The sequence below is a fragment of the Cytophagia bacterium CHB2 genome, from assembly GCA_030263535.1.
Lineage (GTDB): Bacteria > Zhuqueibacterota > Zhuqueibacteria > Zhuqueibacterales > Zhuqueibacteraceae > Coneutiohabitans.
The window spans coordinates 1-26,704 of record SZPB01000004.1; the positions used below are offsets into that span (position 1 = coordinate 1).

16 protein-coding genes are annotated in these 26,704 nt (G+C 50.5%); 14 read left to right on the forward strand and 2 right to left on the reverse strand.

Translation table 11 applies throughout. The annotated features are described in order from the left end of the window. Positions 1-1,160: hypothetical protein (locus FBQ85_01005; GenBank protein ID MDL1873743.1), on the forward strand; the 1,160-nt coding region annotated here is incomplete at its 5' end. 9 nt (positions 1,161-1,169) lie between these two features. Here FBQ85_01005 and FBQ85_01010 read toward each other — a convergent pair. Continuing rightward, a complete protein-coding gene (locus tag FBQ85_01010; GenBank protein MDL1873744.1) occupies positions 1,170-1,598 on the reverse strand; it encodes an HNH endonuclease in 429 nt (142 codons plus the stop codon). Positions 1,599-1,601: 3 nt separating this feature from the next. Next, positions 1,602-2,003 (reverse strand): hypothetical protein, encoded by a 402-nt coding sequence (locus tag FBQ85_01015; protein ID MDL1873745.1) that lies wholly within the window; start codon positions 2,001-2,003, stop codon positions 1,602-1,604. Between the two features lie 208 nt (positions 2,004-2,211). Between FBQ85_01015 and FBQ85_01020 the strand changes: the two genes are divergently transcribed. The 13 genes from FBQ85_01020 (at position 2,212) to FBQ85_01080 (ending at position 26,703) form a co-directional block, all read left to right on the forward strand. Continuing rightward, a complete protein-coding gene (locus tag FBQ85_01020; GenBank protein ID MDL1873746.1) occupies positions 2,212-6,927 on the forward strand; it encodes a response regulator in 4,716 nt (1,571 codons plus the stop codon). A gap of 318 nt (positions 6,928-7,245) precedes the next feature. After that, positions 7,246-8,751, forward strand: a complete 1,506-nt coding sequence (locus tag FBQ85_01025) for a GAF domain-containing protein (protein MDL1873747.1) — start codon at positions 7,246-7,248, stop codon at positions 8,749-8,751. A gap of 281 nt (positions 8,752-9,032) precedes the next feature. Beyond that, complete coding sequence (locus FBQ85_01030) at positions 9,033-9,422, forward strand: hypothetical protein (GenBank protein MDL1873748.1); 390 nt, start codon at positions 9,033-9,035, stop codon at positions 9,420-9,422. A 26-nt stretch (positions 9,423-9,448) separates the two neighbouring features. Beyond that, positions 9,449-11,278, forward strand: coding sequence for a T9SS type A sorting domain-containing protein (locus tag FBQ85_01035; protein ID MDL1873749.1), 1,830 nt, complete (start codon positions 9,449-9,451; stop codon positions 11,276-11,278). A gap of 47 nt (positions 11,279-11,325) precedes the next feature. After that, positions 11,326-12,741, forward strand: coding sequence for a T9SS type A sorting domain-containing protein (locus FBQ85_01040; protein ID MDL1873750.1), 1,416 nt, complete (start codon positions 11,326-11,328; stop codon positions 12,739-12,741). A 270-nt stretch (positions 12,742-13,011) separates the two neighbouring features. Next, positions 13,012-14,019, forward strand: a complete 1,008-nt coding sequence (locus tag FBQ85_01045; protein MDL1873751.1) for a sigma-54-dependent Fis family transcriptional regulator — start codon at positions 13,012-13,014, stop codon at positions 14,017-14,019. A 468-nt stretch (positions 14,020-14,487) separates the two neighbouring features. Beyond that, on the forward strand, positions 14,488-16,854 hold the full coding sequence (locus FBQ85_01050; protein ID MDL1873752.1) for a hypothetical protein: 2,367 nt from the start codon (positions 14,488-14,490) through the stop codon (positions 16,852-16,854). Continuing rightward, positions 16,847-18,109 carry a hypothetical protein gene (locus FBQ85_01055; GenBank protein ID MDL1873753.1) on the forward strand — a complete coding sequence of 421 codons (1,263 nt, stop codon included), beginning with the start codon at positions 16,847-16,849 and terminating at the stop codon, positions 18,107-18,109. Before FBQ85_01050 ends, FBQ85_01055 begins: the two co-directional genes overlap by 8 nt. Before the next feature lie 321 nt (positions 18,110-18,430). Then, the gene (locus tag FBQ85_01060) at positions 18,431-19,570 is read left to right on the forward strand and encodes a hypothetical protein (protein MDL1873754.1); all 1,140 of its coding nucleotides are present in this window, start codon (positions 18,431-18,433) and stop codon (positions 19,568-19,570) included. A 17-nt stretch (positions 19,571-19,587) separates the two neighbouring features. Further along, a complete protein-coding gene (locus tag FBQ85_01065; GenBank protein MDL1873755.1) occupies positions 19,588-22,647 on the forward strand; it encodes a hypothetical protein in 3,060 nt (1,019 codons plus the stop codon). Between the two features lie 62 nt (positions 22,648-22,709). Then, positions 22,710-25,679 (forward strand): hypothetical protein, encoded by a 2,970-nt coding sequence (locus FBQ85_01070; GenBank protein ID MDL1873756.1) that lies wholly within the window; start codon positions 22,710-22,712, stop codon positions 25,677-25,679. Between the two features lie 38 nt (positions 25,680-25,717). Then, entirely contained in the window at positions 25,718-26,218 is a 501-nt protein-coding gene (locus FBQ85_01075; GenBank protein ID MDL1873757.1) for an endonuclease V, read from the forward strand. Between the two features lie 56 nt (positions 26,219-26,274). Continuing rightward, positions 26,275-26,703, forward strand: a complete 429-nt coding sequence (locus FBQ85_01080) for a hypothetical protein (GenBank protein MDL1873758.1) — start codon at positions 26,275-26,277, stop codon at positions 26,701-26,703. Position 26,704 lies beyond the last annotated feature (1 nt).

Genomic DNA, 26,704 nt, shown 5'->3' on the forward strand with positions numbered 1-26,704 from the left:
GCAAAGCGGGCAACCGGCTGCGTCTCTCCGCGCAGCTCACGAACGTCGAAGATGGCTTTCAGCTCTGGTCGGGGAAATATGATCGCGATCTGGGCGACGTGTTTGCAATTCAAGATGACATTGCCGCTGCGATTGTGGACAAGCTGAAAATGAAACTGGCCGGCGATCAACAAGCTCACCTCATCAAGCGCTATACGGAAAATCTCGCGGCGTATAATTTGTATTTGCAGGCGCGCTTTTATTTAAACAAGCGCACCGAGCCGGGTTTGCGCAAGAGCATCACGTTTTGCGAGCAGGCGATTGCGCTGGAGCCGGGCTATGCGCTGGCTTATGCCGGTTTGGCCGATAGTTATATCTTGCTCAGTTTTCAAGGCTTTTTGCCGCCGCAAGAAGCGATGTCAAAAGCCAAAGCCGCGGTGGAGCAGGCTCTGGCGATTGATGAAACCCTGGTCGAAGCGCACACTTCGCTCGGCTGCATTCACGCGATTTACGAGCACGACTGGCCGGGGTCCGCGCAAGAATTCCAGCGGGCGTTGGCGCTGAATCCGAATCATTCCATGACGCGCTATTGGCACGCGCTATGGTATTTGCTGCTCACCGGGCAATTCGAGCGCGCGTTGGCCGAAACCCAAAGGGCGCTGGAGTTCGATCCGCTCTCGCTGGTGATCAACACCGGGCTGAGTTGGCAATTCTATTTGGCGGGACAGAATGATCGAGCGTTGCAGAGGCTGGAGCAAACGCTGGAGATGGACAAGGATTATATTTTTGCGCGCGATCTTTTGGGCCAGGTTTACGCGCAGAAAGGCATGTTTGATGAAGCGATTGCCGAGCTGGAAAAAGTCGTCGCGCTTTCGAACCGCCGCACGCTGAGCCTTGCCGCATTGGGCCATGTCTATGCAGTCGCCGGCAGGAGGGATGAAGCGCAGCAGATACTCGCAGAATTGCTGGTGCTGGCACAACAAAAATATGTTTCGTCGTATGACGTCGCGCTCATCTATGCCGGCCTGGCGGAGAATGAGCAGGTATTGGAATGGCTGGAAAAAGCGTATGAGGAGCACAATTGCTGGCTGGGATTTCTCAATATCGAGCCGCGTTTTCAAACGCTGCGGGAAGACGCAAGGTTTGCTGCCCTGCTGAAGAAGGTGGGGTTGCAGAAGTAATAAAGAATCTCATTCTCGCGGCGGATGCCAACCGACACGAACCCAATGCTTGCGTGCTGGAACGATATAATCATTATTCAATTGCAGCGTGGCAACGGTTGCTCGTCCGCACGGCGTTTGGCCGATAATCAGCGAACCATCCTCACTCCAGGCAAAATGGTCAAACCAATTTTGCGTGCGGGGATTAAAAAGAGGAACAACTTCAGTGGTGATTGGATCGAGGCCATGGGTGCGTGCGCCTTTATAGCCGTTGCAGAGCGCACAAGCCAACCATAGATTTGACTCAGTTGTAAGGCCGCCTGCCGCGAGAGCAATGATGTGCTCAATGTGCAATTGCACGCCGCTATAGGTTTGCGCGGTCTGGCAATATCCACAACGATATCCGGCTTGCTCGGCAACGGCGCGGCGTAAAGAATCTGGAATGTGTGATCGGCTCATGGCTCATGGTTGAGGAACGGGATAGCCGCGTTGATGCAACAAGGCATACGCCTGCGATTTTAAAAGTGTAAGCCGGCCAGCTTGACGGTGCAATTCTTCCAAGTGGCGAACTTCATCCGGCATCAGTTGCCGTTCGGCTTGTGCGTCGAGCAAGTCGTGCAACAAACGCTCACGTTCCGCTTCCATTTGACGGCGCGCCACTTGCCATAAATCAGCATCAGGTAATGCCGATAATTTGGCCATTTCCGCCGCCAGATCTGCCGGCGCCTCATCCAATGCCGGCAGGGCGGTGTTGAGTGTGGCTTCCAAGACTTCCTCAATCGAGCGATTTAAGAGTGTGGCAGCGCGCCGCGCCCGTTGATAGGTGGTGTCGGGCAACGTGAGGGTAATGGAATTGGCTGACATGGAAGAAACCTCTATCTCAAATTGAAATGAAGTGGATTCGTATATCTTGTCTCATCTTGCTAAACAAAATTTAGCTGATTCAGATTCCAATCGCAAAGGAAATTTCGAGGAGGTACGATCATGGCAAGAACCTCCACGCCATTTCTACAAAGGTTCTCAAGTTTGCGACAAGGTTTGTTGCGCTGCTGAAGAAAGTGAGGTTATATCAATGAGAATTCAAATGACAGCGGTTTTTAATTGGATGGGCAGGTTTGCCGCCCCCGCTTGTAGGCGGCTGTCGAAGCCAATAAATACGAGATTGCAACGATGCCCCACAAGAAGTTTAAGGAGAATTTTCGCTATTGTTTTTTTCTTCGGCATTTTGCCATCTGCAGCTTCCTCGCAAAATGAAACTATCACCACGAAGTCGCCACGCGACATAAAGTTTGAACACCTCTCCATGGAAGAAGGGCTTTCTAATCCTAATGTTGTAAAGGTATTGCAAGATAGCAGGGGATTTTTATGGGTCGCCACGAGGCATGGCCTCAACAGATATGATGGATTTCGTTTTACCATTTATGAACATGATCCCGACACACCCAATAGTCTAAGCCACAATGACCTCACGACTCTCTATGAAGTTCGTCAGGGCACATTGTGGGTCGGCACTTGGCTGGGTGGACTGAACCGTTTAAACCGGGAAAGCGAAACCTTCGATCATTTCCGACACGACCCTAACGATTCTACGACCATCAGTCATAATGACATAAGGTGTATTTATGAAGACAGTGAAGGAATGCTCTGGGTTAGCACGCGAGGCGGTGGGCTAAATCTTTTTGATCGAGCGAATGAAACATTTCAACGCTTTCAGCACGAGCCCGATAATCCGCAAAGCATAAGCAGCAACTTTGTTGTAAATATTTATGAAGATAATCAAGGAGTGCTTTGGCTTGGAACGGGTAGCGGCCTAAACAGCTTTGACCGGAAGAGTAGAACATTTCGCCATTTCAAGCATGATCCTCAAAATCCTCAAAGTTTAAGCCACAGTGCAATTACGGCCATCCATGAAGATCGCCAAGGAATTTTTTGGATTGGAACGGTGAATGGATTGAACAGCTTTGATCGACAAAGCCAAACCTTTCTTCATTTCATGCATGATTCCCTAAATCATAACAGTCTGATCGATAACGCGGTTCGGGTTATCGAGGAAGATCACGAGGGAATGCTCTGGATCGGAACGAGTGATGGCGTAAGTCGCTATGACCCTAAAAGAGAAGTCTTTTGGCATTTCAGGTTTGATCCCCAAGATCCGACAAGCCTGCGCAGCAATGCCATTCGTGATATCTATTCAGATCGTTCTGGAATTTTGTGGGTGAGTTGCGAGAAAGGAGGCGGCCTTAATAAATACGATCGCAGCAATGAATTTTTCCAAAATTACGAACAGATTCCTCGCGATCACATGAGTTCGAAGGAAAATACTGTTTGGGCTATCCTCGAAGCTCGTTCAGGAGTCGTGTGGTTGGGTGGTCAGGGGGGGGTAAATAGATTTGACAGAACAACCAAAGCCTTTCGATATTATAAAACTGGTCCTAAGAATCCTTTAAATTCAAGCTTCAGTAATGTTTATGTCGAATCGATCTGTGAAGACCAACAGGGGAAATTATGGATTGGCATGCTTAACGGTGGTTTGAGTTACTTTGACGAAAAGAGAGACGCTTTTCAACTTTATGAAACCGCATTTCAAACTGGGGTAAATTTGAATCGTGCTTCGGTTATGACTCTTTACAAAGATCGTTCGGGCATTATATGGCTGGGCGTGTACAGCAGAGGCCTTTATCGTTTTGAGCCAGAAAATGGCAATCTTCTTCAATACAAACACGATCCTCGTGATTCAACCACGTTGAGTAATAATGACGTTAGGTGCATTTATGAGGATAATAAAGGAGCGCTTTGGGTGGGCACCAACGGCGGCGGATTAAACATACTTGATCGCAATACCAAAACTTTCCGTCATTACAAACATGATCCGCGGAATCGGGCAAGCATCAGCGGCAATTCTGTTATGATCATTCATGAAGATCAGAAGGGCAATTTTTGGTTAGGCACCTACGGCACGGGGTTGAATCGTTTTGACCGAGCCACTGAAACGTTTATCCGCTATGGAAAAAAAGATGGGCTATCTCATGAAACCATAAGCGGAATTTTAGAGGATGACCGGGGAAACCTTTGGCTTAGTACGTTTAGTGGTATTTCAAAATTTAGCCTGAAAGGCAACTCTTTTAAGAACTACGAGATTCGCGATGGGCTGAAGATCGCTGGATTTTTGCCGCGTGCTTATTGTAAAACCCGTAATGGAGAGATGCTCTTCGGGAGTGAAAATGGTTTTTATGTATTTCACCCTGACAGCGTAAAAGACAATCCTTATATACCATCGGTCGTCATTACGCAATTCAAACGATACAACACGGATGATGAAGAAGGAATAGCCATTGAAGCAGTGGGTATTTCTGAAAAAGAGCAAATCGAACTAACGTATAAAGACAATATTCTGACCTTCGAGTTTGCCGCATTGAATTTTATTCGTCCCGAAAAGAATCAATACGCCTACAAAATCGAAGGCTTCAACGACAATTGGATTCACCTCGGCACCAAGCGCGATGTCACTTTCACCAACCTCGATCCGGGCGAATACACCCTGCGCGTGAAAGGCTCCAACAACGACGGCGTTTGGAACGAGGAGGGTGCGTCACTGAAAATCACCATCACCCCGCCGTGGTGGAAGAGCTGGTGGGCGTACACGCTTTATGGGCTGATGTTTGCCGGTGCAATTGCCGGATACATTCGCTTCAGAACGCAGGCACAGGCCAAAGAGCTCGCGCGCGAGCGGCAGGTGTCCGATCGCTTGCGGCGGGTTGACAAGCTCAAAGACGAATTTCTTGCCAACACGTCGCATGAATTGCGCACGCCGCTCAATGGCATCATCGGCATCACCGAGTCGCTGCTCGACGGAGTGACAGGAAAATTGCCGGAAAAGACGCAAATCAATCTTTCCTTGGTGATCGCCAGCGGTAAACGTCTCGCGAGTCTGGTTGATGATCTGCTCGATTTCTCGCGACTGAAGCGACAGGATCTGCAACTGCAACGCCAGCCCATTGACCTGCGCGTGCTCGCCGAGGTGGTGTTGAAATTCAGCGAACCTTTGCTCGCCGGGAAAAAATTGGCGCTGCAAAACGACATTCCTGCAGACTTGCCTCCGATCGAAGGCGATGAAAACCGTTTGCAGCAAATTCTGCATAATCTCATCGGCAATGCCATCAAGTTTACCGAGTCCGGCAGCGTGCGGGTTTTTGCCGAACAACAGAACGGCATGGTCGCGGTTTCGATTCGCGATACCGGCATCGGCATTCCAGCGGATAAATTCGAGTCCATCTTTGAATCCTTTGAGCAGGTGGATGCCTCAATTGCGCGCGAATACGGCGGTACGGGCTTGGGCTTGACCATCACCAAACAACTGGTGGAGCTGCATGGCGGCAAAATCTGGGTGGAGTCCGAGATCGGCAAAGGTTCCATTTTCACTTTCACGCTGCCAGTTTCAGAGGAACGACTTGCCCCTGCTACTGCCACTGATCTGTCAAAAGTGCGTGAGATCTCTACCGGTGATTTCGGGGAGCAGGTGGAAGTGATGCCCTTCAACGGTAACAGCACGGAAGGTGAATTTCATGTTCTCATCGTTGACGACGAGCCGGTCAATCACCAAGTGCTTGCGAACCATCTCGCGAGCATGCCGTACGAAATCATGCAAGCCTTCAACGGCGAGCAGGCGTTGCACGCCTTGAGCAACGGCAGGAAATTCGATCTCGTGCTGCTCGATATCATGATGCCGCGCATGTCCGGCTATGAAGTTTGCCAGAAAATCCGCGAGACGCATCTGCCCACGCAATTGCCGGTGATCATGGTGACCGCGAAGAATCAAGTTTCCGATCTCGTGGAAGGATTTCTCGCCGGCGCCAATGATTATCTCGCCAAGCCGTTCTCCAAAAACGAGCTATTGGCGCGTATCAAAACGCATTTGAATCTGTTGAAGATCAACTCCGCCTATGGCCGCTTCGTGCCGCATGACATTCTGCGCTTTCTCAACAAGGAAAGCATCATCGAGGTGAAGCTGGGCGACGGCGTGCAGATGGAAATGGCCTTGTTTGTTTCCGACATGCGCGCGTTCGCCACCATCTCGGAAAAAATGACGCCGCAGGAGAATTTTGCGTTCATCAATTCCTATTTTGAGAAGGTCAGCCCGATCATCCGCGAGCACCACGGTTTTATTGATCGCTACTCCGGCGACAACATCATTGCCGTTTTCCCACAGCAAACCGAGGAGGCAATCAAAGCCGCCATTGCCACGCAGCGCACACTCACGGCAGAGAACACGAAGCGCATGGTGCAGGGTGCATGGCCGATACACATTGGCATCGGTATTCACACCGGCAGCTTGATGCTCGGCATTGTCGGCGAAAGTGAGCGCGCGCAGAGCGATATTTTCTCCGATGCCGTGAATTTGGCGTATCGTCTCGAAGGCTTGAACAAACTTTACGGCGCCGCGATCATTGTCAGTGAACAAAGCTTGATGTGCTTGCCGGCGGAGCATGAGTATCACCAACGTTCTCTTGGCAAAGTGCAGGTCAAAGGCAAAAAACAATCGGTGCCGATCTTCGAGATTTACGACGGCGATCCTGAGCCGATCATCGCGCTAAAGCGCGCGACGCAGGAGGATTTTGAGCAAGGCTTGCAAAGGTATTTTGCCAAGGATTTTGCGGCCGCGGTGAAATGTTTCGAGCGCGTGCTGGCGGTGAATGCCGCGGATACGACGGCCAAGCTTTTCTTCACCCGCGCGGCGCAATTCATGGCGCAAGGTGTTCCGGAAGGGTGGGATGGGGTGGAGGTGATGTAAAGCAAGGCAAGTGCCTCGTCCGCGTCACGCCGGGGCGTAATTTCCAAAAGTTGATTGGATTCGTGAAGCAATATTTTTTCAGCTAACTCCCCGACGAGTGGCATGTTTATAGTTGGATAATTTGGTTTTAGTCTTTGAACTCCGTTAGGAGTGACATGTAGTGGTGCAAGCAAATCGCCAATTGGAGCCAAAACCAAACATGTCACCCCGATGGGGTTTCTATTCTCAGGCGAACTTTGGGCTATAAACATTTCACTCCTAGCGGAGTTTTTAAATCCAGTGATCCAATACAATAATCCATCAATCTAATTTTTGATTATGAACACAGAAAAACTGGAACACCTCCTTGATCTGGCTGCCATCCTCAGCCAGCAGACCGACTTTCAGGAAATCCTCCGCGTAACGGCGCAGAAGGCGGCGAGCTTGTTGAATGCGGAAACCGCGACGATCATGATGATCAATCCGCAGACGCGGAACACGATAAGGACAATCATGCGTGAAGGGCGCGAAGATGATTCGCAGCAGTTTCATGTCGCGCAAACCCATGTGAGCGGTTGGATCATCAAGCATCAGCGGCCGTTTGCCAGCTCCGACCTCAAAACCGATCCCAGCTTTGCCAAAAATCTCTTCGCCGGCATCCCGATCAAAACCGCGCTGGGCGTTCCTCTTCGTGTTGAAGGCAGCGTGATTGGCGCTATCATTCTCATAAATATCGACCAGCAACCAGCAACGAGCATCCAGTATTTAGAACAACTCGCCACCATCGCCGCGCCTTATCTGCGCAACGCACAAAAACTGCAACAGTATTTTGCCGCGCCGGTGCCGGAGGCTACGCTGCTGGTCAAATACGAGGGGCTCGGCCTGATCGGCAAGAGTAAAAAGTTCATCGAGCTTTTGCAAGCCATCGAAGCTGCGGCGCGTTGCGAAGTGCGCGTGTTGTTGGAAGGCGCCAGCGGCACCGGCAAGGAGTTGATTGCCCGCGCCATTCATCGCTTGAGCAGTCGCAGCGAGCGGTCGTTTTTGGCGATTGACTGCGGCGCGATTGCTGCGAACTTGATTGAGAGTGAGTTGTTCGGTCATGTGAAAGGCGCATTCACCGGTGCCACGACGGATCGCAAAGGCTTGCTCGAAGAGGCGAATGGCGGCACGCTGTTCATGGATGAGATTGCCAACCTGCCCATCGACATGCAAGCCAAATTCATGCGCGTGCTGCAGGAAGGCGAGGTGCGTCCGGTGGGCAGCAATAAAACCCGCCACGTTGAGGTTCGCCTCATCGTTGCCAGCAGTTCTTCTCTGCGCAAGCTGGTGGATCAACAAAAATTCCGCGAAGATTTGTTTTTCCGGCTGCACGTTTATCCCATTCGCGTTCCATCTTTGGATGAACGCCAGGAAGATGTTCCTCTGCTCGCCAATCATTTTCTCAAGAAATTTGCATCTCAACAGGAAAAGCCCGCTGAGTCATTTCATGAATCGATTTTGGATTTCATACAACAGCGCCATTGGGCGGGCAACATCCGCGAGCTGGAGAACCTCGTCGAGCGTCTCGTCACGCTGGCCGGCCCGAAGATGGTGATTTTGGAACGCGACCTCCTGCCACAAGAGCTACACAAAGAGATGAAAAAAATCGAGGCCGGACAGCAAGATGCGGGTATCATCAAACCGTTATATGAAAGTCTTTCCGAATACGAAGAGCAGCTCCTTCGGCAGGCTTTGGCTGCGAATAACTGGAACATCGCCAAAACCGCGCGCGAATTGCGCATTGCCGAGCAGACGCTGCGGTATAAAATGGGGAATTTGGGGATTGTGCGAGGGCAGAGGGCATAGCGCTTGGCGTTAAGCGCTTTGCTCTATGCGCTCTGCGCTTTCCCCCCCAATTCTTCGCGGCTCCTACTACCGTAAAAACAACCCCGATGTCACCCTCTAATTTCCTGCGGATTTTTCCCACCTGATTTTCTCCGTTCAGCCTTTATAACTCTTTCCCTAACCCCAAGTTTTATATTGACCACTCATTCACAAAACTCTTCATCGCTTCGTGGCATGGTATTCGTTTGCGGCAACGTATAACCTCTTACAAAATTCATGGGCCGCTTACGAAGGGAGTCGCTATGAACAGAATGCTCCGGGCCACATGTTGTGTCGCCATCGTATCGTATACCGTCTTGATCGGGTGTCAGAGTGACAGTGGGATCGGGAGCAACAATGAAATCCAAGTCCGCCCGGTACAATTCTCGGCAGAGTGTGCAATTCCGCCGATCGAGCATGCGTTCACGATGGCAAAGGCAGGAGAGGTCACCGCTTCGTTCACAAGCTTGCAGCCGGCCTCGGGCAGGGCGGCTACGATTATTTTGATTGCGAGCAATAACGCGATTACTGTTGGCGCGCCCGGCGAGAAGGTGACCGCCGTTTTGCCGTCGGGAAGCCATAAGCTCCGGGTGGGCCACAACCATATCGAACCTTTGTGCAGCTACACCGTGCAAATCGACTTTTCAAATTAATGGTAGAAAACTCTTTGAACTAGAAAATGAGGAGGCTCGACATGAGCTGCAAAAGTTACAAGATCAGTGCGCTGCTTTCATTGGCGCTGCTGTTGTGCGTAGTGTTGGAAAATGCTTCTGCGCAACCCTTCACCTGGTCCAAAGCCGGTTCGCGCCCGCAGGATTATGACATGGGCGGGGATCCGACCGTGAGTCATGGTTCTGCGAATGGCGGCTTCATCAAATCGAAAGTGGCGACCATCAACGGCTTTGGCACATACTTGACGAGCATTGCACCCGGCCAGTATCGCAATCAAGCCATAAAGCTTTCCGCATACGTGAAAACCGTAAACGTCGCAAGTTTCGCGGGCTTGTGGATGCGCGTCGATGCCGGCAATCAAACGTTAAGCTTTGACAACATGGGAACGCGGCCGCTGGTGGGCACCATGGATTGGGAGCAATACGAAATCATATTAGACGTTCCCGAAAACAGCACGGCCATTTTTTTCGGCTTGACAATCGACGGTACCGGCGAAGCCTATGTGGATGGTTTGCAAATAGAACCGGCAGCGCGCACGTGGAGCGTTATCAGCACCGGCACGACCCAAACGATTTTAGCGCTTAAAGCCGTGGACGAAAACACGGTTTGGGCCGGCGCTTCGGGCGGTACCTATTTGCGCTCCACGGACGGCGGCGCGACTTGGAAAACGGGCGTCGTGCCTGGAGCGCAGACGCTCCTCTTTAACTCCATCGCCGTTATCAATCAAGACACGGCTTATTACACTGGACAGGATTGGAACACATTGCAAGACGCTCGCATCTACAAAACCACGGACGGCGGCGCGACCTGGACGCAGCAATATCGCAACACCGGCGCCGGCGCTTTTTTCAACAGCATTGCCTTTTGGGATGCAAACAATGGTTTGGCAACGAGTGATCCCGTTGACGGAAGTTTTTTGATCGTTACCACCACGGATGGCGGTGCGACGTGGAACCAGGTGCCGGCGGCAAATCTTCCCGCGCCGAAGCCAAACGAATGGGCGGGTTTTGGCGATGCGGGCGGTACCACGTTGTTCGTTGAAGGAACAAAAAATGCCTGGTTCGGCACCGGCAACGGAACTCCGATTCGCGTGATCAAATCCACGGATCAAGGGAAAGCCTGGACCTCCGTAAGCACACCGTTACCGAGCAGTGGAGATTTTTTCGGGATCAGTACAGTAGCATTCGCAGATTCGCTTACGGGCTTTGCCGGAGGTTATAAGTCTTCCTATAGCAAAACCGAGACGATGTTAGTGAAAACCACGGATGGCGGCCAGAGTTGGAATTTGGTTCCGGCTCTCAACCTTCATCCTTCGACTCTGCAGTTTGTCCCGAATACCAATAACAACATGTTGGTGGCCAGTTCGGCCCAAGGCACGGCCTATTCCAATGACGGCGGCGACACTTGGCAAATTCTTCCAAGCACACAACCAACCTTTGCGCTCAGCTTTGTCAGTCCCACGGTTGGTTGGGCCGCCAGCTATTCACCCTCGGGAAAGATATTTAAGTTCGCCGGTGAGTTGAGCACCGCGGTTGCCGAGCGGCCATCCGCGCAACCTTCTGGCTTTCACCTCGCGCAAAATTATCCCAATCCCTTCAATCCTTCGACGATGATTCAATACCAACTGCCGCGCGCCGCGCAAGTGCAACTCGCCATTTACAATCTGCTCGGCGAGAAAGTGCGCACGCTGGTTGATGCAAAGGAGTCCGCGGGCTTGAAGCAAATCACGTGGGACGGCCGCAACGACCGCGGCGAGCGCGTGAGCAGCGGCGTGTATCTCTATCGCCTCGAAGCCGGTGAGTTCAGCACGGCAAAGCGGCTTTTGTTGATGAAATGAATGATTGTAGGGGCAGTTGCGAGCACACGCGAGGAAGAGAAAGATAAATGAGCGGGAAGCAATTCCTATTCATTCTTATCAGCGCGTGGCATGCCGTGTTCGCAAGCTGGGCGCAATCGTACTGGCAATTGCAAGCCGAGTTGAGCCCGCTTGCGCCGCCGGTGAATCTTGCCGTAGTAAATGATCAAAGCGCATGGCTATGCGACTTCAATGGGCAAGTGTGGCGCACCAATGATGCCGGCAAAACCTGGCGGCTGATTGCAACCGTGACGCGTGAGGAAAAAATCTCTTGCCTCGCGGCCGTCGATTCAAATATTGCCATTGCCGGCGGTGCGGGCGCGGAACGTGAGAACGGCAGTGCGAATTTGTATCGCACGATTGACGGCGGTCAAAGCTGGCAAGTGGCTTACACAGCCAAAGGACCCACGCCATATTGGTATGCGGTGCATTGGTTTGACACCGGGAATGGCATTGCGTTGAGCAATCCCCCCAGTGCGCATGAAAATTTTTTGATTGCAAAAACCAATGATGCTGGCGCAACCTGGCGGCGTATTGCGCAAATGCCGCAGCCGCAAGAACAGGAGTCTGGGCTATCCCATGCTTGCTTTTTTTATGATCATCTTCACGGTTGGTTCGGCACTGTAGTGGATATACATCGAAATCAGGGCAACCGTATGTTTCGCACCAGCGACGGCGGTGAAAGTTGGATTCTCCTTCCCAACGCGTTGAGCGTAGAGTTGCAAGCTTTGCATTTCATTTCGCCCAGCATCGGCTTGCGAGCCTCGGCACAACCTCCTTTCCTGGCACGCACCACGGACAGCGGTCAGACGTGGCAGCCGATCAATGATCTTCCAGTAGCAGAAGTGCAATATCTCACATTGTTCACCGGCGTCAACGCGGCTTCGCATCAGCAATTGTGGCTTTATGGCGAAGCCGGGCCGGATTTTCGACCTTTTATTTTAACCAGCGTTGATGGCGGATTGGCGTGGGAAGAGCAGATACTCGCCGACGTGGGTGTGAGCAAAGTGCTGACCTTTGCGGCTATTGCCTTTGGTGCGAGCAATGACAGTGTGCAAGCTTGGGGCGTGGTTTATGACTTTCATACAAAGCGCGGCGGCATCATCAGTTATCGGGCTGCTTGCGGTGCGACTACAGTCGTACAAGAGAAGATGAATGAGCTTCCGCACCACCACGTGTTGGCGCAGAATTATCCCAACCCGTTCAATTCCTCGACTGTGATTCAATATGTACTGCAACGCACCGGGCACGCGCAACTTGTGATTTGCAACCTCCGCGGCGAGAGAGTACGCACATTGGTCGATACGAAAGAATCCGCGGGAGTGAAGCAAGCCACGTGGGATGGCCGAGATGAACACGGCCAATGCGTAAGCAGTGGCGTGTACCTCTATCGCTTCCAGGCCGGCGAGTTCAGCGTTGCAAAGCGGCTTTTGTTGATGAAATAAAACACCCCGGCCGAGGCGCATGGCGGTCATGTGGGGACGTCATGCGCGAAGCCGGGGTTTAATTGTGTGAGATTTTTGCTTCAATTTTTTGTCTTTCACCATCAAGCGCGACGGCGAAGACTTTGACACGATCTGGCTTTATCCGAACAGACTTCTTCGTACCGGCTTTTATCGGCTTCACCTTCGACGCACTGCATCCCTTTGCCCCCTTACTTGCCTTGTAAAACTTTTCATCACAGAGATACACAGGATTCACCAACTATCTTGGAGATGGGGATGTTCGTGGAATGCGGCGTTTTAAAAACGAACACCGCGCGGGAGCTCTGGAACGAAGCTGATTTTTCCGGCATACTCGGCCATAGCGCGATCATGCAGAGTGTGTTTGCACTCTTGCGGCAGGTGATGCCCACGGACGTGCGCGTGCTCATTTCGGGAGAAAGCGGCACCGGCAAGGAGTGCATCGCGCGCGCCATTCATGACGGCAGCCCGCGCCAGCAAGGCCCTTTTGTGGCGGTGGATTGCGGCGCCCTGCCGGCGAATTTGCTGGAAAGCGAGTTGTTCGGCTATGTCAAAGGCGCCTTCACCGGCGCGGATCGAGATCGCAAGGGACTGTTTGAAGAAGCCCACGGCGGCACGCTGTTCCTCGACGAGATCGTCAACATGCCGATGGAGCTGCAAGCCAAGCTGCTACGCGCCATCCAAGAAAGTGAAATCCGCCCGCTGGGCAGCTCGCAGGTTAGAAAAGTGAACGCGCGCATTATCGCCGCGGCCAGCGAGAGCGTGCGGGATGAGATGATCGCCGGCAAATTTCGCCGCGATCTCTTTTATCGCCTTAACGTCGTCAATATCAACCTGCCCGCGCTGCGCGAGAGAAAAGAAGACATCCCTATTCTTGCCGAGCATTTTCTCAGCGCGATGAACAAAAAGTACGGCAAGCACCTCAAAGGCTTTCACGCCGATACCATGCCGCATTTGGAGGCCTACGCCTGGCCCGGTAACATCCGCGAGCTGGAGCACGCCATGGAGCGCGCCGTGGTGCTCTGCCAATCCGAGCAACTGCGCCAAACCGATTTCCCCTTTTTTGAAACACCTTCTGCCGCCGGCAACACGCTGTTTCAACCGCGCCCCTGGGATGAAGCCATCTTCGAGCTGAAAAGGCAGTATCTCGCCAATGTTTTAAAATATACTGGCGGTGCTAAAAAGCAAGCTGCGGAGATTTTACAAATTCAACCGACTTATTTGAGCCGGCTGCTGAAGAATTTGCGGGTTGAGGAGTGAGCAAGGCTCTTAGGCGCAGAAAAATACTCTTAACGTTGCCGTGTCTTTTTTGAACGCGGATGACACGGATTGAGCGGATTGGCGCGGATAAAGCCCAAAAAATAAAAATCCGTGGGAATCCGTGTCATCCGCGTAACCCGTGTTTAAAAGCTTTCTTCTTCGATGCTGTCCGCTGGTCGTTTTTTAATGCTTGGGAATTTTTTAAAGCCTTCAACCTTCTTCGTTTATCCTTTTATACCATTCTGCAGATCTGAAAGGATAAGTTTTCCTTTTCGCCCGGTGAAATGACTTTGCGATCTAAGTTTACAAGATAATTGAGTTGTCAAGCCATATCCGTGCCTGGCATATTATTTGTCATTGTCGAATTCGAAAATGCAGGCGTGTAACATCTCGAGGTCATCTGGAAATTTTACAGCGTTCAACTTCTCTGTGAAAGAAATCGCGAGAGAACCAAAGGAGGTATCATATATGAAGAATCAAGCGCCATTCCTGGATGTCAGCAGTTTCATTGCGGAAGAAGTCAGCCGACTGCCCCTTGAGACTTCAGCTCCTCCCAGCAGTCCTTTCTTGTCGCTTTACGAATCTGAGGAAGGCGGCGGCCTGGTCGATCCGGAAACCGAAGAGTACGTCGCATTTTTGAATGAATTTTACGACGAAGAATTCCATCAAGCTCTGTCCACATTGGTGAATGAGGCTGCGGCCATTTACGAAACAAGCTTTCCGCACGAACAGGAAGATCCCCAAACCATCGCTTACCAAGCCGAAAGGCTCCTCAATCAACATTTCGCTCCTCTCGTTGCAGAGGCCGAGACCAAGCTGGAGGCGCTTGCCCGGGAGCTTAGCCAGCGCGATCCGAACACGCTTACAGAGGACGAGATCGAAACCATTGTTGACCGGTATCAACCTGCGGTTGAGCTCACACCGAACTTTGAAGAATTCCTGGGAAAACTCTGGAAAGGCGTCAAGAAAGTAGCAAGCAAGGCTGTTGACCTCGCCAAAAAGGGTGTGAGCTTTGCGGCCAAGTTGGGTCTCGGGCCGATTCTCAACAAACTCAAAGCGTTTATTAAACCGCTATTGAAACGCGTCGTGCAGACCGCCATAGACAAGCTCCCCAGCCAGCTTCAGCCCATCGCCCAGAAGTTAGCCGAGAAGGTGCCCTTCTTGAATGAATTCGAGGAAAGTCATAACCACGCGTCAAGTAACGCTGCAACCTGTAATGCTTGTCGCATTCAACATGAGTTTAATCAGCAGGTCGCCAACGTCCTGTTCGCGCGTTCGGAGGTGGAGCAAGATCTAGAGGTCGCGAGGGTTTTGACCGAGCATGATGGTGACAACACTTATCCTTTAGCCGAACTGGATCGCGCCAGAGGACAATTTGTTGAGAATTTGCGGCGGCTGAAAGAGGGCGAGGATCCAACTCCTCATGTCGAAAACTTCCTTCCGGCTATTTTGCCAGCATTACGAATCGGTCTAAAACTTATTGGCCGTAAAAGGGTCGTGGGGTTTTTGGCCAATTTGCTTGGCAAGCTCATCGGCAAATTTGTTGACCCTCAACATGCCGGCCCACTCTCGCAGGCGATCGTGGATGCAGGGCTGAAGCTCTTGCAATTAGAGACCACACCCGAAGATGCTGCGCAAGCGGCCGCAGAGGCAGTCGCAGCCACCGTCGAGGAAACCATGCGTCGTGTGGCGGCTGCCCCGGATTACGTGCTGGACAATCAGGAACTGCTGGAGGGCTTTGCGCTTGAAGCCTTTGAGCATGCTGCAGCCGCCAATCTTCCACCGGTCTTGCCGGCAGGAACTTATGTCAAGAGACCCGATCTCGTGGAAGCGAAAAAGCATGGAGGAACCTGGGTCATGATGCCGCGCGGCCGCCGAAAGCGATATAAGAAGTTTAGCCGAAGAATTCCCACCAGGCTCACGCCGCATAAAGTGTTGAATCTCGACACCTCGGAGGGAAATTCTTTAGGGGAAGTTTTAGAGGAGCAGCTTGGGGTTGAACCCGGCGAAGAAGTTGAAGCCTTTGTGCATCTTTACGAAGCAATTCCCGGCACCAGCTTGTCAGATATCAGCCGATTGGAAAATAACACGGTCGGCTTGGATAATGAGCATGGCCAACTTCATCCATTGACCATCGAGGCGGCCGAACTGTTATTGGGAGAACCGGGATTAGGCCGCGAGACCAACGGTGGCAACGCCTCGGATCAGCACACTGCCACTGCCGGCCAGCGCTTCTACCACGTGCAGATTCCGGGGAAACGCGCGCTTACGGTTCCAGGACGAGCCGGACGGACGAAAAAACGCGGCCCGACTCGAGTTCGGCTGATTCTCGATTTTCCCAAAAACGAAATCCGGATTTATCTTTTTTTGAGTGAAATTCGCGCGCAAGAGGTCGCCGTGAAACTTCGCCAGCACACTCACCTCGGCATGGTTGTGGCTCGTTTGGGGCACCTCGCGGAGCGCGGGCTGCGCAAAGCCCTGACCCGCGGCTTTGGCCGATTGAAAATCATTCACGATGCTGTGACGCCGGACCAATGGACGACTGCGTTTAGCCGCGTGCCCTCCGTGGTTCCTGAAACTTTCTTGGGACGCTTGCAAGAGTGGGTTCTGAAAGGACTCACGGCTCATTTGAAGCAACACGGGGAGGAATTTATCAAAGCTGCTGAAGATACCGCTGATGGCGTGACGATCATGATCACCCTTGGCAATCCCCCGGGATTTCCTCAGCTTCGCCAGGCGCTCAAAGGCAAGGGATTTTCGCTGACGAGCTTAAAGATGACCGGCAGCGAACCTGCGGTAAATTTCAAGATCACCCCAGGCTACAGCCATGAATGATTCCAGCAGCGGAATTCGAAATCAGCTCTCTCGCCAAGCGGCACATTGGATCGACGCAGCAGCCCGGCTGCAGAAACTGGACGACCTGGCTTCACCCGCGGCGTGGAACAGTCTCGAACGCTATCTCGGATTGTCCATTCGGCAGCACCTCGCGGAAGTTGCCGCGCGCCTAAACCGCGAAGGCGCACTTTTGCAAGCGACGTTCGACGCCGCGCACTCTTCCGCCAATATCGCAACGATGCGACGTCAGTTACTCGGGTTCCGTAGCTTCTATCTGCGGGTTGAGACAACGCTGGATTTCTATGCTGACGCGATCAACACCCGAACGAGCCCGGCGATGGCGGGAATGATGAAGGCTTGCGATACCCTGGCGCATCGCAGCATGGCCCAGTTTCTCGATCAACTGGGCAAGCCGGGGCCGGTGGTGTTGAGCTATATCGACAAAGGCCTCGGCGCTTCCATCCTCAAGGCCGGTCTGCGGCTCTGGGATGGCACCAGTATGAATCCTGTTGCGGCCATCAAAATCACCCGGCACAACTTGCACCGGTCGACGGCGCTCATTCATGAGGCCGGCCATCAAGTGGCGCACATTGTGGGCTGGAATGAAGAGCTTGCCGCTGCGCTTGGCGCCGGTTTGCGTGAGGCGCCGGCCGGCGCCGCGGAAGCATGGGCAAGCTGGGCTTCCGAGATTGCGGCAGATGCCTTTGCTTTTGTTCATACCGGGTATGCCAGCGTTGCCGCGCTGTACGGTGTGTTGGATGGAGGAGCGGCCACGGTTTTTCGCCACATTCCCGGCGACCCTCACCCCATCAGCTTTATCCGGCTCCTGCTTGGCGTGGAGATGTGCCGGCAATTTTTTGGCGCCGGCCCCTGGGACCAGCTCGCCGAGGCGTGGATGCAGTTGTATCCACTTGAAAAGGCTCCTGAAGCAACCGAGCCGTTACTGCGCGCCTCGCTGCCGTTGCTTCCCAATATTGTCGATATCACGTTACGACAGCCCTTGCGAGCGTTTGGCAGCCGTCCCCTCATCGCCTTGATCGATCCTGAGCGTGTCAAGCCGCAAACACTTCTCGCATTGGAGCAACAACTTGGAGCTGCGCTGTACACCTCCATGCATTGGATTTGGACGGAGGCATTGCGGCTGCTGGCGCTAACCGGCCTGCGCATGGCCACGATGCTGGAGAGAAAGACGAATATGTTCAAACAGCAAGAAGAGTGGATGTTAAGACTCGGCGGCGCGGTGCAAGCCGCTTAAACCCAAATAGTAAGGAGAATACAATCATGCCAGAACAAACACCACAACAGCAACCTATCCCGGCCCTGAAAGAATTCCAGGATATCCGGAACGTACTGCGGGTGCCATTCCCTGAAGATCTCACAGATGCGGAACCTCCTGGTGAACTACCCCCAAATAGACGGTGGCGAGGGCCGTGTCTTGGCTACCCGCCAATTACAGTTGGGGCAACTACTGCAGCGCCAACCGACAAGCCTAAAACAGAAAAGAAAACGTAAGGGAGATGGCAATACAGTCTTGTCGAGAATTTAATTTACATTTAGATATTAAGGAGGCATAGATATGTTTAGACGATTCGCAGGCATAATCCCCGGGGGCGCATTAAAGATGTTTGAATGTCCCCCTGTTGAGTTAACAACATTACTGGAGGTTGCTTGGCAGTCCAGAGCTTACGATGACAGACAATCAACAGATTTACGATTGCCATTGGGACATCCGGGCAATCGGAGCGACCTTGCTCCCCAGCATGATGATAAGTTGCTCAATTTGCTTAAAAGTACCATGGGCATTGCGGCTCCTGACGGTTTGGTAACAATATGGGCACCTGCTGGTGTGCCTGCCACAGGTCGTACGGTCTTATGGGACCACTTGATCTATGCCTACATGATCGAGAATACCCGGATCTACGAGATCTTTCGGCAGGTGCTTTTTGAGTTCCTGCATGGTGAGAAGCTAGGTGCTCCGACGGCCGGCGCAGAGCATTGGCTTCGTAATACCGAGGAACTTTTCTATCATGATCCACCTCCACTTTCCATAACCAATATCGCCAGTCACATCCGCCCGGACCTACGCGCCACACGGCGGAATGCCTACTGGCGTATGTTCGGCATGGACCTCAACCATGGCTCCAATGAAGGCCAGCCCTATTCTTATATCAAGGCGGATGCCTACAACAACGAATTCGTGACTGTATTCGAGGAGCTACTGCGGGAGGTTTGGATTGCAATAACCAACATCAAAAATGAGACAGGGCCCAATCCGACGGATAGCGGAAAGATGGAGAATCTGGTCGAAAATCTCCACGATATGTTGATATCGCGCCGGCAAAGCGGCAACCTTTCACGCGAGGAGTTTTTTGCAGTGGCGGCGATGTCGTGGTTCCACCTGACCGTGTCATTCAATGAGTCACCGATCATTGTGGCCTTAAGGGCGGAGGCGGCCAGTCCGGAACAACGACTCTTCAAGGTCGCCCAGCGCGTCGGCCTGCCGGCGCACGGCCTTTCCAAAAGCTATTTTGATATCGCGGACGCCATATCGCGAATTCTTATCCAGATTGAGGCTTCCAATACGGCGATAGTGTCGAGCTTTGTGGGTGAGGGCACGGAAATAAATGCAGTGCAGAAAACGATGAACACTATCATCACCCACTGGTCTCTCATCACCGGGCGCGATATGAAGGCCGGGAAAGTGGCGGTGAGATAATTTTGAGGCGATCCATCATGAACTCGCAAGAAGAAAAAAATCATAAGGTCCGCATTCTGCCGCCGGAAGGCCTTGTGTCTCCGTTTCTTGAAGGAGAGCTCTTCACCCGAGAGACTGGAGCAGAGTGGGAGGCGCGCTTGGCAGCTTTGGAGGTGGAGAGCCCGTTTCGGCAGGCTTTTGAAGAAAATGCAGAATATGCCATTGAGCCGGAATTCCACGAAGAACGGAAAGAGAGTTATAGTGCTGAATTTGAAGATATATTAGATAATGAGAATGTCCAAGAAAATGAAAATTGGGGAATGTCTTATGATGACGAAATTGTAGAAGAATATAAAGACTCCATAGAAGGTTTTGTTGATGATGAGTCGAAATATAGGAGGGGCTTAGCAGAACGTGGTGTTAAATATCCATCAAGTGCTATGAACCAAGAAGAGATGGGAGATCGTCAATTATTTGAGGAATTATTATTTGACACTGAACGAGATCCTACCTATTCAAGCCGCCCTTCGCCCAGTGAACTACTGAGGGTATGGATAAAAAATTTTGATAAAAAGCGAGAGTGGGACTGTGCAGAGATAACGTATTTTATGCGCGATGTGCTTCTCAAAAATAGAAATTGTGGCAAGGGCACGATGCTGTACAAAAAGGGAGATGGTAAAAAGTTTATACCCGATTCTAATTTAATGAAAGAGGCTTATAGCAGAGGTTGGGGCAAACCTTATCAGAACCCAATGCGGAAAGGTCTAAATCCCCGTTTAGACCATATCACGAAGGTCGGAGATAAATTTTACATGAAAATCTATGAAGGAGAATATATTGATGGAGATGAATCACTTCAGCCTTACGTATTAGTCGAATTAAGACCAGGTATGCTAATTTACTCGGCTCAGAATGCTGGGTATGTTAGTGAAGATGACAAAACACTGCGATGGTATCTACGCCATATGGTAACCTATTTAAAAGACGGATTCGTCTTGGAAAGCCTCCGCAAGCCCGACGGGGAAGATGAATATAATCACAAAAATTATTATAATTTGAGAAACATGAGGTTGGAATTTTCATTTGATGAAAAAGAAAAGATAAAGAGCGTAAGAAACGGTAAATATCCCCATCTTCGACTAGGAGAAAAAGAGGACAAGGGCCAATATGAGCTTACAGCCTTTTCAGATATGAATCGTCATGAAGTAAAACCTTGGGAAAAGCATCCTAATATGCCTGCACGTGAAGATGTTAGTGAGAAAAAAGGTCAATTCCATGTAGTGATGTCGATATTTGACCCTTACAGCAATTGCGATAGTACTGAACCGGAAGTTATCTATTTCCGATCTGGCCAAATAGTTGATAGGCCTCTTCCTTCTTCACCTTCGTCAAGCACCGATACAGTTACGAGATATTTTCCTCATCTTGTTATTGCAAATGCTATCGAGAAAAATCGCAGATACGCGCAAAGCCTGGGTTGGGATCACCAGCGGTATGAGATTTATACGTTGTTAGGGTTCACCGATATCAGCCCGAGCGAAGAATTATTTGCTGAAGCCGTTGCCAGCTGGCAAAAAGAAAACGGTTTTACCGGAAAAGACGTGGACGGCGTGATCGGGCCTAACACTTGGCAAAAGATGAAAAGCCAACTTACACTCAACGGAAAAAATGGCTTCACGCCAACATCACCTCTACCAAGCACCAAAACAGTTGCGGGGTATTTCCCCCATCTTGTCATTGCAAATGCCATCGAGAAAAATCGCAGATATGCACAGAGCCTGGGTTGGGACAACCATCGGTATGCGATTTATACTTTGTTGGGGTTCACCGATATCAGTCCGATCGAAGAATTATTTGTTGAAGCCGTCGCCGGCTGGCAAAAAGAAAACGGTTTTACCGGAAAAGACGTGGACGGCGTCATTGGGCCAAACACCTGGCAAAAGATGAAAGGCCAACTTGCCCTCAGCGGAAAAAATGGGCAAAGTTCTTCAACAACTGCCCAGTCAACTCCGCAAGCCTCTCAAAGAACTGCCTCGGGTGGAAGTGGTCAGGCCTCATTGAAAACGATATACAATCCTGTCTTAGTGCAATGGATACAAAACTCTTTAAACAGACTACTATTACCCAATCCCCCACTATACACAGATGGAAAGTTTGGGAAAAAAACCAATCCAGTTTTAGAAAATTTTCAGAGAAGTTATGGTATATCTCCGATTGGTGAAATCAATGAACGAACATTGACCGAGCTTGAAAACAGAAACGGAGGAAGCCTAACAGTTCCATCAGACCCCACCAGTGATTTACGTTTCATACAATGGGTGCAGATGGCTCTCAACTTAATTTATTACCGACCAAGCAAAAGGAAGTGTGGCTTTGCTCACCCCGGAGGATTAGAGGTCGACGGAAAATTCGGTGACGGGACAAAATCTGCTATTCGAGAATTCCAAGCACATTATCCTTCGGAACTGTCAGCCACCGGCAGTCTCGATGATAAAACTATCGTTAAATTGTTCGAGGTTACTGCAGAAAGACCGACTAAAATTGATGGTTCGCCTTTGGATATTAAAGTTCAGGTATATGAAGGCATGAATTGGATAGACCGTAAGTATACAGGAAATGATATTCTTCTGCCTTTCCTCAAAGGCTGGGTTGAGCAAGAATCTGGTGGACAAATCACATCTTGGACTCGCCTTGATGAACGAGGGTATATGCAGCTATTTCCGGAAGAAAGTGAGAATCTCTGTATTGATCACCTGCGACTCAGCTGGGATTGGAATTACTCTTTTACTCAGGGATTAGTATATATCCGAAACTACATGAAAATCGTTGATCGATTGAGTTTTAGCCGAAATACGGATTTATACTGGCGTTTAACCAAACTCTGCCATTGGACTTCTGGCGGTGTCCAACGTGTTGTTGCATACATGAAAACCAAAAATTTCATACCGCAAAACCGAACCTGGATAGAATTTGAACAATTCATTGAAACTAATTACAATCAAGTAAGAAAGGTGGCAGGTATCGATCCTAATAAAGGACTGACGAATGTTAACGCTACTATAGATAAAGCGAGGAATTATGGGTACAATTTGCAATAATTCATAACGAGCATTTGTTCAATGGTAGCACAATAACCACAAGCTATCAAAACGATCGCACCATGCCTCCCTCCATTACTGCACAAGACAGCCTCATCGCCTTTGCCAACGATGACGCTATTTTCAAAGTTGCACAAACGGGCCACAGCGTAGGCCTCAAAGTGCTTGGAAATGGCCAGGAATTGTATCCTTGCGACGGTTCTGGCAGCAATTCTTTCGCACTTGTTTATTTCAGCACTCCCAGTGGCAACAAGTCATCCGATTCAAACAAAATCTTTTATACGCCTCTGAGTGATGACGAAGGGATTTCGGAAGTGCGATTTCCCGATCCCATAAAAATATTTATTCGTTGCAAGGCGGAACCGGATCATTTTGTGTTCACGCTGAAGCAAGTGCAGAATTTCGGTACCGTGAATTCCTCCGTCATCGCCGTCGCCATGGTGCAGATGATTTTCCTATGCGACGCTTATGGCGGACTCATGCCGGCGTTGCTCAAAGGCGATTATCTTATTTCGCAAATCCCGCTCGACGCCGATTCGCATGTGCATAGCACTTCAATGTCCAATGATGCCAGCAAGTATGCCATGCTTACTGCCGGCTTCGCAGCCGTTAAGCTGGAAAGCATCAAAACGGCTTTGGTGGTTTGCCACAAAAATCAATGGCTGAACCGGATGCAGGCTTTAGCCGCAAAATACGGCCTGCCGCATCCCACGATACAAGGCATTTGGGATAAAAAACATCCCGACGTCAAAGGCTCTTATTTCTTTGTGGATATTGATTTGCAAAATCGCAACGACGTCATCCAATATGCCAAGCTCGGGCGGTTCCGGCACGTTATGCCTTATGTCTCGACCTGGGCGGAAAATATCGGAAGTTATTGCATTAGCAACGATCATTACGATGGAAAACCAGGCAAGCTGAAAGAAGTTGCCGATGCGTTGCATGTAAAGGGCATGAAATTCGGGTTACATATGATGGCCTTTATGGTTGTCAAAACGGATCCAATCATTACGAATCCAATCATTAAATCAAACTGGGTGAAGAAATTGGCCTCAAATCCCGAATCGTTGTTGCTTGGCGAAGATATTGTAGAAAAGGAATTTGTGCTTCCGGTAAACAATCCATTCGAGTTTCAAAAGTTCATCACTGCGGGCGAGAAATACCTCCTCCTCGGCACAGAAATACTTCTGTTGGAATCAATACAAAATGATCCTCCCGGGCTTGTGGTTATGTCTGAAATGGTCGATGGCGAGCAGATCAGAAAAAGCCCGGTCGGCACAACGCCCATGAAACATTCCGCCGGCGCCGTTATATATCATCTGCCTGAATTTTTTGACGCCTTTTTAGCCGACCCCAATACGGATCTGCCCGATTACATCGCTCAGAATTTTGCCAACGTGTACAAGCACATCGGCGCCGATTTCGCCTATTTGGATGGGGCCGAGGGCACGCGCGTGCTTTTGCCGCCGAATATGCCGTGGGCTGATGGCTGGTATTGGCATGCTTCAGCGCAGGTGGCGAATAAATACCGCGCTGCTCTGGGCGAAACGGATGCCTTGCTGCAATCTTCTGCCGTGCACGAAAATGTTGGTTATTCCTGGTTTGCCTATTCGCGCGGCAATTCCGGCGATTACGCGGCCAATGCCGTGGAAGCCTGGATGGATCATTACCGGATCGGGCGTTATCGCAACAAAGTGTATGCACACGCCGCCTTTCCTCAAGAGCTGGGCTGGATAGCTCTTCTATCCAGGGTTGATGGCAAGCGTGCAAGAAATGCTTCGTTCTCCACGACGACACCCGATGAGATCGAATATCAAATGAATCGCGCCTTGGGGTTCGATCTGCCGATCAGCTTGGAGAGCACCGCAGAAGAAATACTGAAGAATAAGCTTGCCGACGAAATCTTTGCCATGATCGGCAAGTATGAACGTCTGCGGCTGCATTTTCAAATCACCGACGAGTTAAAACAAAAATTGCAAGGCGCCAATCCACCTTTGGTACCGCAAGAGGGGTTCTTAAAAGAGCAATATCATTTGGTTAGATTCTGGCCAACCGGCCAATGCACCTTTCGCAGGCAAATATATCTGGAGCGGGTGATGTCTTTCGGACAAGAATGGAGTTTCAATAATCCATTCCATGCACAGTCACTAAAGATGAAAATCACGGCTTTGCCCGGTCACCAGGCGTTTGCAGAAAGTGGAAACGAATTGATTTTCGACGTCATGGATGAAGAAACCTTCGGGCAAATTGGCCGGGGCGCTGGCATAGCGCCTAAAAAGCCTGATGAAATAGACAATGTGCGGATCAAAGATGCGCGGGTGATCGTTGAAGACATTGTCGCTAATTCATTGGCATCAACCAAGTGGTGCAGCTTTCGGAAAGAGTTTGATTCTCACGTGGATTTGTCGAAGCACAAAGGCATCGAGCTGACAGCAGACGGTGATTCAAAAGGGGAAGTGGTCTGCCTGCAATTGTTTGACGACCAGGGCATGCAGCGCTTGTTCCAATTTGCAGTGGATTTTAGTGGTGTCAGGCAGATCGCTTTTGAACTCCCTACTGCCGCGGCTTTTTATGATTATCAACCGCCAATTAGCATAGGCGGGCTGTTTCGCTACTTCAACTGGTCGTGCGTGAAAGGCGTGGAAATTCACATAAAAAATATTCTTTGTCCTATTTCCATCAAAATCAGCTCGGTAAAAGCCCTGAAGCAGGATTGTTCCAAACTCAAAAACCCTGAGATTGAATTATCCGGGAAAAAAATCACTTTCCCCGCCGTACTGAATCCTCGCGATGAAGCACTGAAGGCAGAACCTTGGGATTATTTGGTATCTAACGGAAAATTATTCAGCCGCTACAATGGAAACCACCAAAGGTATTCAACTGGTGTGGGCATTCCGATACTGAGCCCTTCGCCTAAATTGAAGTCAGGAAGCAATACCCTCGTTTACCGCCATGAAGGCTCAAATAAAGCATTGGTGCGAATAATTTTGGAGGGCAACGATGAGTCTTGGTTGTGTCAGAAAAAGCAATAGCGTGAGGAACAAAATTTTATGTAAAACCATCTAAAAGTATGATCCTTGCCGTTGATGTCGATTACCGAGAGGGCAAAGCGATTGCCGCCGGGTTATTGTTTCAAAACTGGGAAGATAGTGAACCCGCCCGGGAATTGATCGCTGAAATCCTCACGGTTGCAGAGTATGAAGCGGGCCAGTTTTACAAACGTGAGCTGCCATGCGTCATGGCGCTTTTGCAGCAACTCGAGCAAATACCGGAATTCATCGTCATTGACGGGTACGTCTATCTTGACGGCGATCAAAAGCCCGGCCTCGGCAAGCATTTGTATGAGGCGCTTGAGGGAAAGTCCATCATCATCGGCGTGGCCAAGAGCCGGTTCAAAGACACGCCGGCTGAGGCAGAAATTTTTCGAGGAGGAAGCAAGCGCGCCTTGTATGTGACGGCGGCTGGGATCAGTGAAGCAGAAGCAAAAGGCTTCATCATGCGCATGCATGGCGAGCACAGAATCCCGGCCCTCTTAAAAAGAGTGGACCAACTCAGCAAACAGCTTTTCTGAAGCCTCACTCAGCTCTTATTTTAGTATAGCGTGTACGATGAAAAGGACGAAATCAAATGGATGAAGAAGTCAAATTGCTAAAAATACTTGAAATTGAGACCAACCGAGTCAATCATCTCGATACTATTCTCTTCAACATAAAAGTATGGACGACAACATTGGTTCTCGTGCTGATTGGTTTTGTTTTTGAGAAGGCATCCAAGGAAGGAGCCACTTTGTTATTGCTGGCAATCGGCGCAACCATCATCTTTTTCCTGATTGACCTCCATTTCCGCAAAATCCAACTTCGCCATAATAAAAATTCCAAAGAAATAAGAAACCACCTAAAAGCAATCGGGGATGCTGAAGTCTGGGACAAACTGTGGGCAAACGAGATTCCTGTCAGAGGTAAATTCCGGCAACGCCTGATAGACTATGGTTACATGCTCGGAGTTTACGCCTTTCTGCTGTTAACGCTGATTATTATATGGTTGGTTAATTCATAAT

Bases quoted from the DNA above. Each gene is read 5' to 3' on its own strand.
- FBQ85_01060 (MDL1873754.1), top strand. From the start codon at position 18,431: ATGTTTAGACGATTCGCAGGCATAATCCCCGGGGGCGCATTAAAGATG.
- FBQ85_01065 (MDL1873755.1), top strand. From the start codon at position 19,588: ATGAACTCGCAAGAAGAAAAAAATCATAAGGTCCGCATTCTGCCGCCG.
- FBQ85_01075 (MDL1873757.1), top strand. From the start codon at position 25,718: ATGATCCTTGCCGTTGATGTCGATTACCGAGAGGGCAAAGCGATTGCC.
- FBQ85_01025 (MDL1873747.1), top strand. From the start codon at position 7,246: ATGAACACAGAAAAACTGGAACACCTCCTTGATCTGGCTGCCATCCTC.
- FBQ85_01035 (MDL1873749.1), top strand. From the start codon at position 9,449: ATGAGGAGGCTCGACATGAGCTGCAAAAGTTACAAGATCAGTGCGCTG.
- FBQ85_01055 (MDL1873753.1), top strand. From the start codon at position 16,847: ATGAATGATTCCAGCAGCGGAATTCGAAATCAGCTCTCTCGCCAAGCG.
- FBQ85_01015 (MDL1873745.1), bottom strand. From the start codon at position 2,003: ATGTCAGCCAATTCCATTACCCTCACGTTGCCCGACACCACCTATCAA.
- FBQ85_01040 (MDL1873750.1), top strand. From the start codon at position 11,326: ATGAGCGGGAAGCAATTCCTATTCATTCTTATCAGCGCGTGGCATGCC.
- FBQ85_01010 (MDL1873744.1), bottom strand. From the start codon at position 1,598: ATGAGCCGATCACACATTCCAGATTCTTTACGCCGCGCCGTTGCCGAG.
- FBQ85_01080 (MDL1873758.1), top strand. From the start codon at position 26,275: ATGGATGAAGAAGTCAAATTGCTAAAAATACTTGAAATTGAGACCAAC.
- FBQ85_01050 (MDL1873752.1), top strand. From the start codon at position 14,488: ATGAAGAATCAAGCGCCATTCCTGGATGTCAGCAGTTTCATTGCGGAA.
- FBQ85_01045 (MDL1873751.1), top strand. From the start codon at position 13,012: ATGGGGATGTTCGTGGAATGCGGCGTTTTAAAAACGAACACCGCGCGG.
- FBQ85_01020 (MDL1873746.1), top strand. From the start codon at position 2,212: ATGAGAATTCAAATGACAGCGGTTTTTAATTGGATGGGCAGGTTTGCC.
- FBQ85_01030 (MDL1873748.1), top strand. From the start codon at position 9,033: ATGAACAGAATGCTCCGGGCCACATGTTGTGTCGCCATCGTATCGTAT.
- FBQ85_01070 (MDL1873756.1), top strand. From the start codon at position 22,710: ATGCCTCCCTCCATTACTGCACAAGACAGCCTCATCGCCTTTGCCAAC.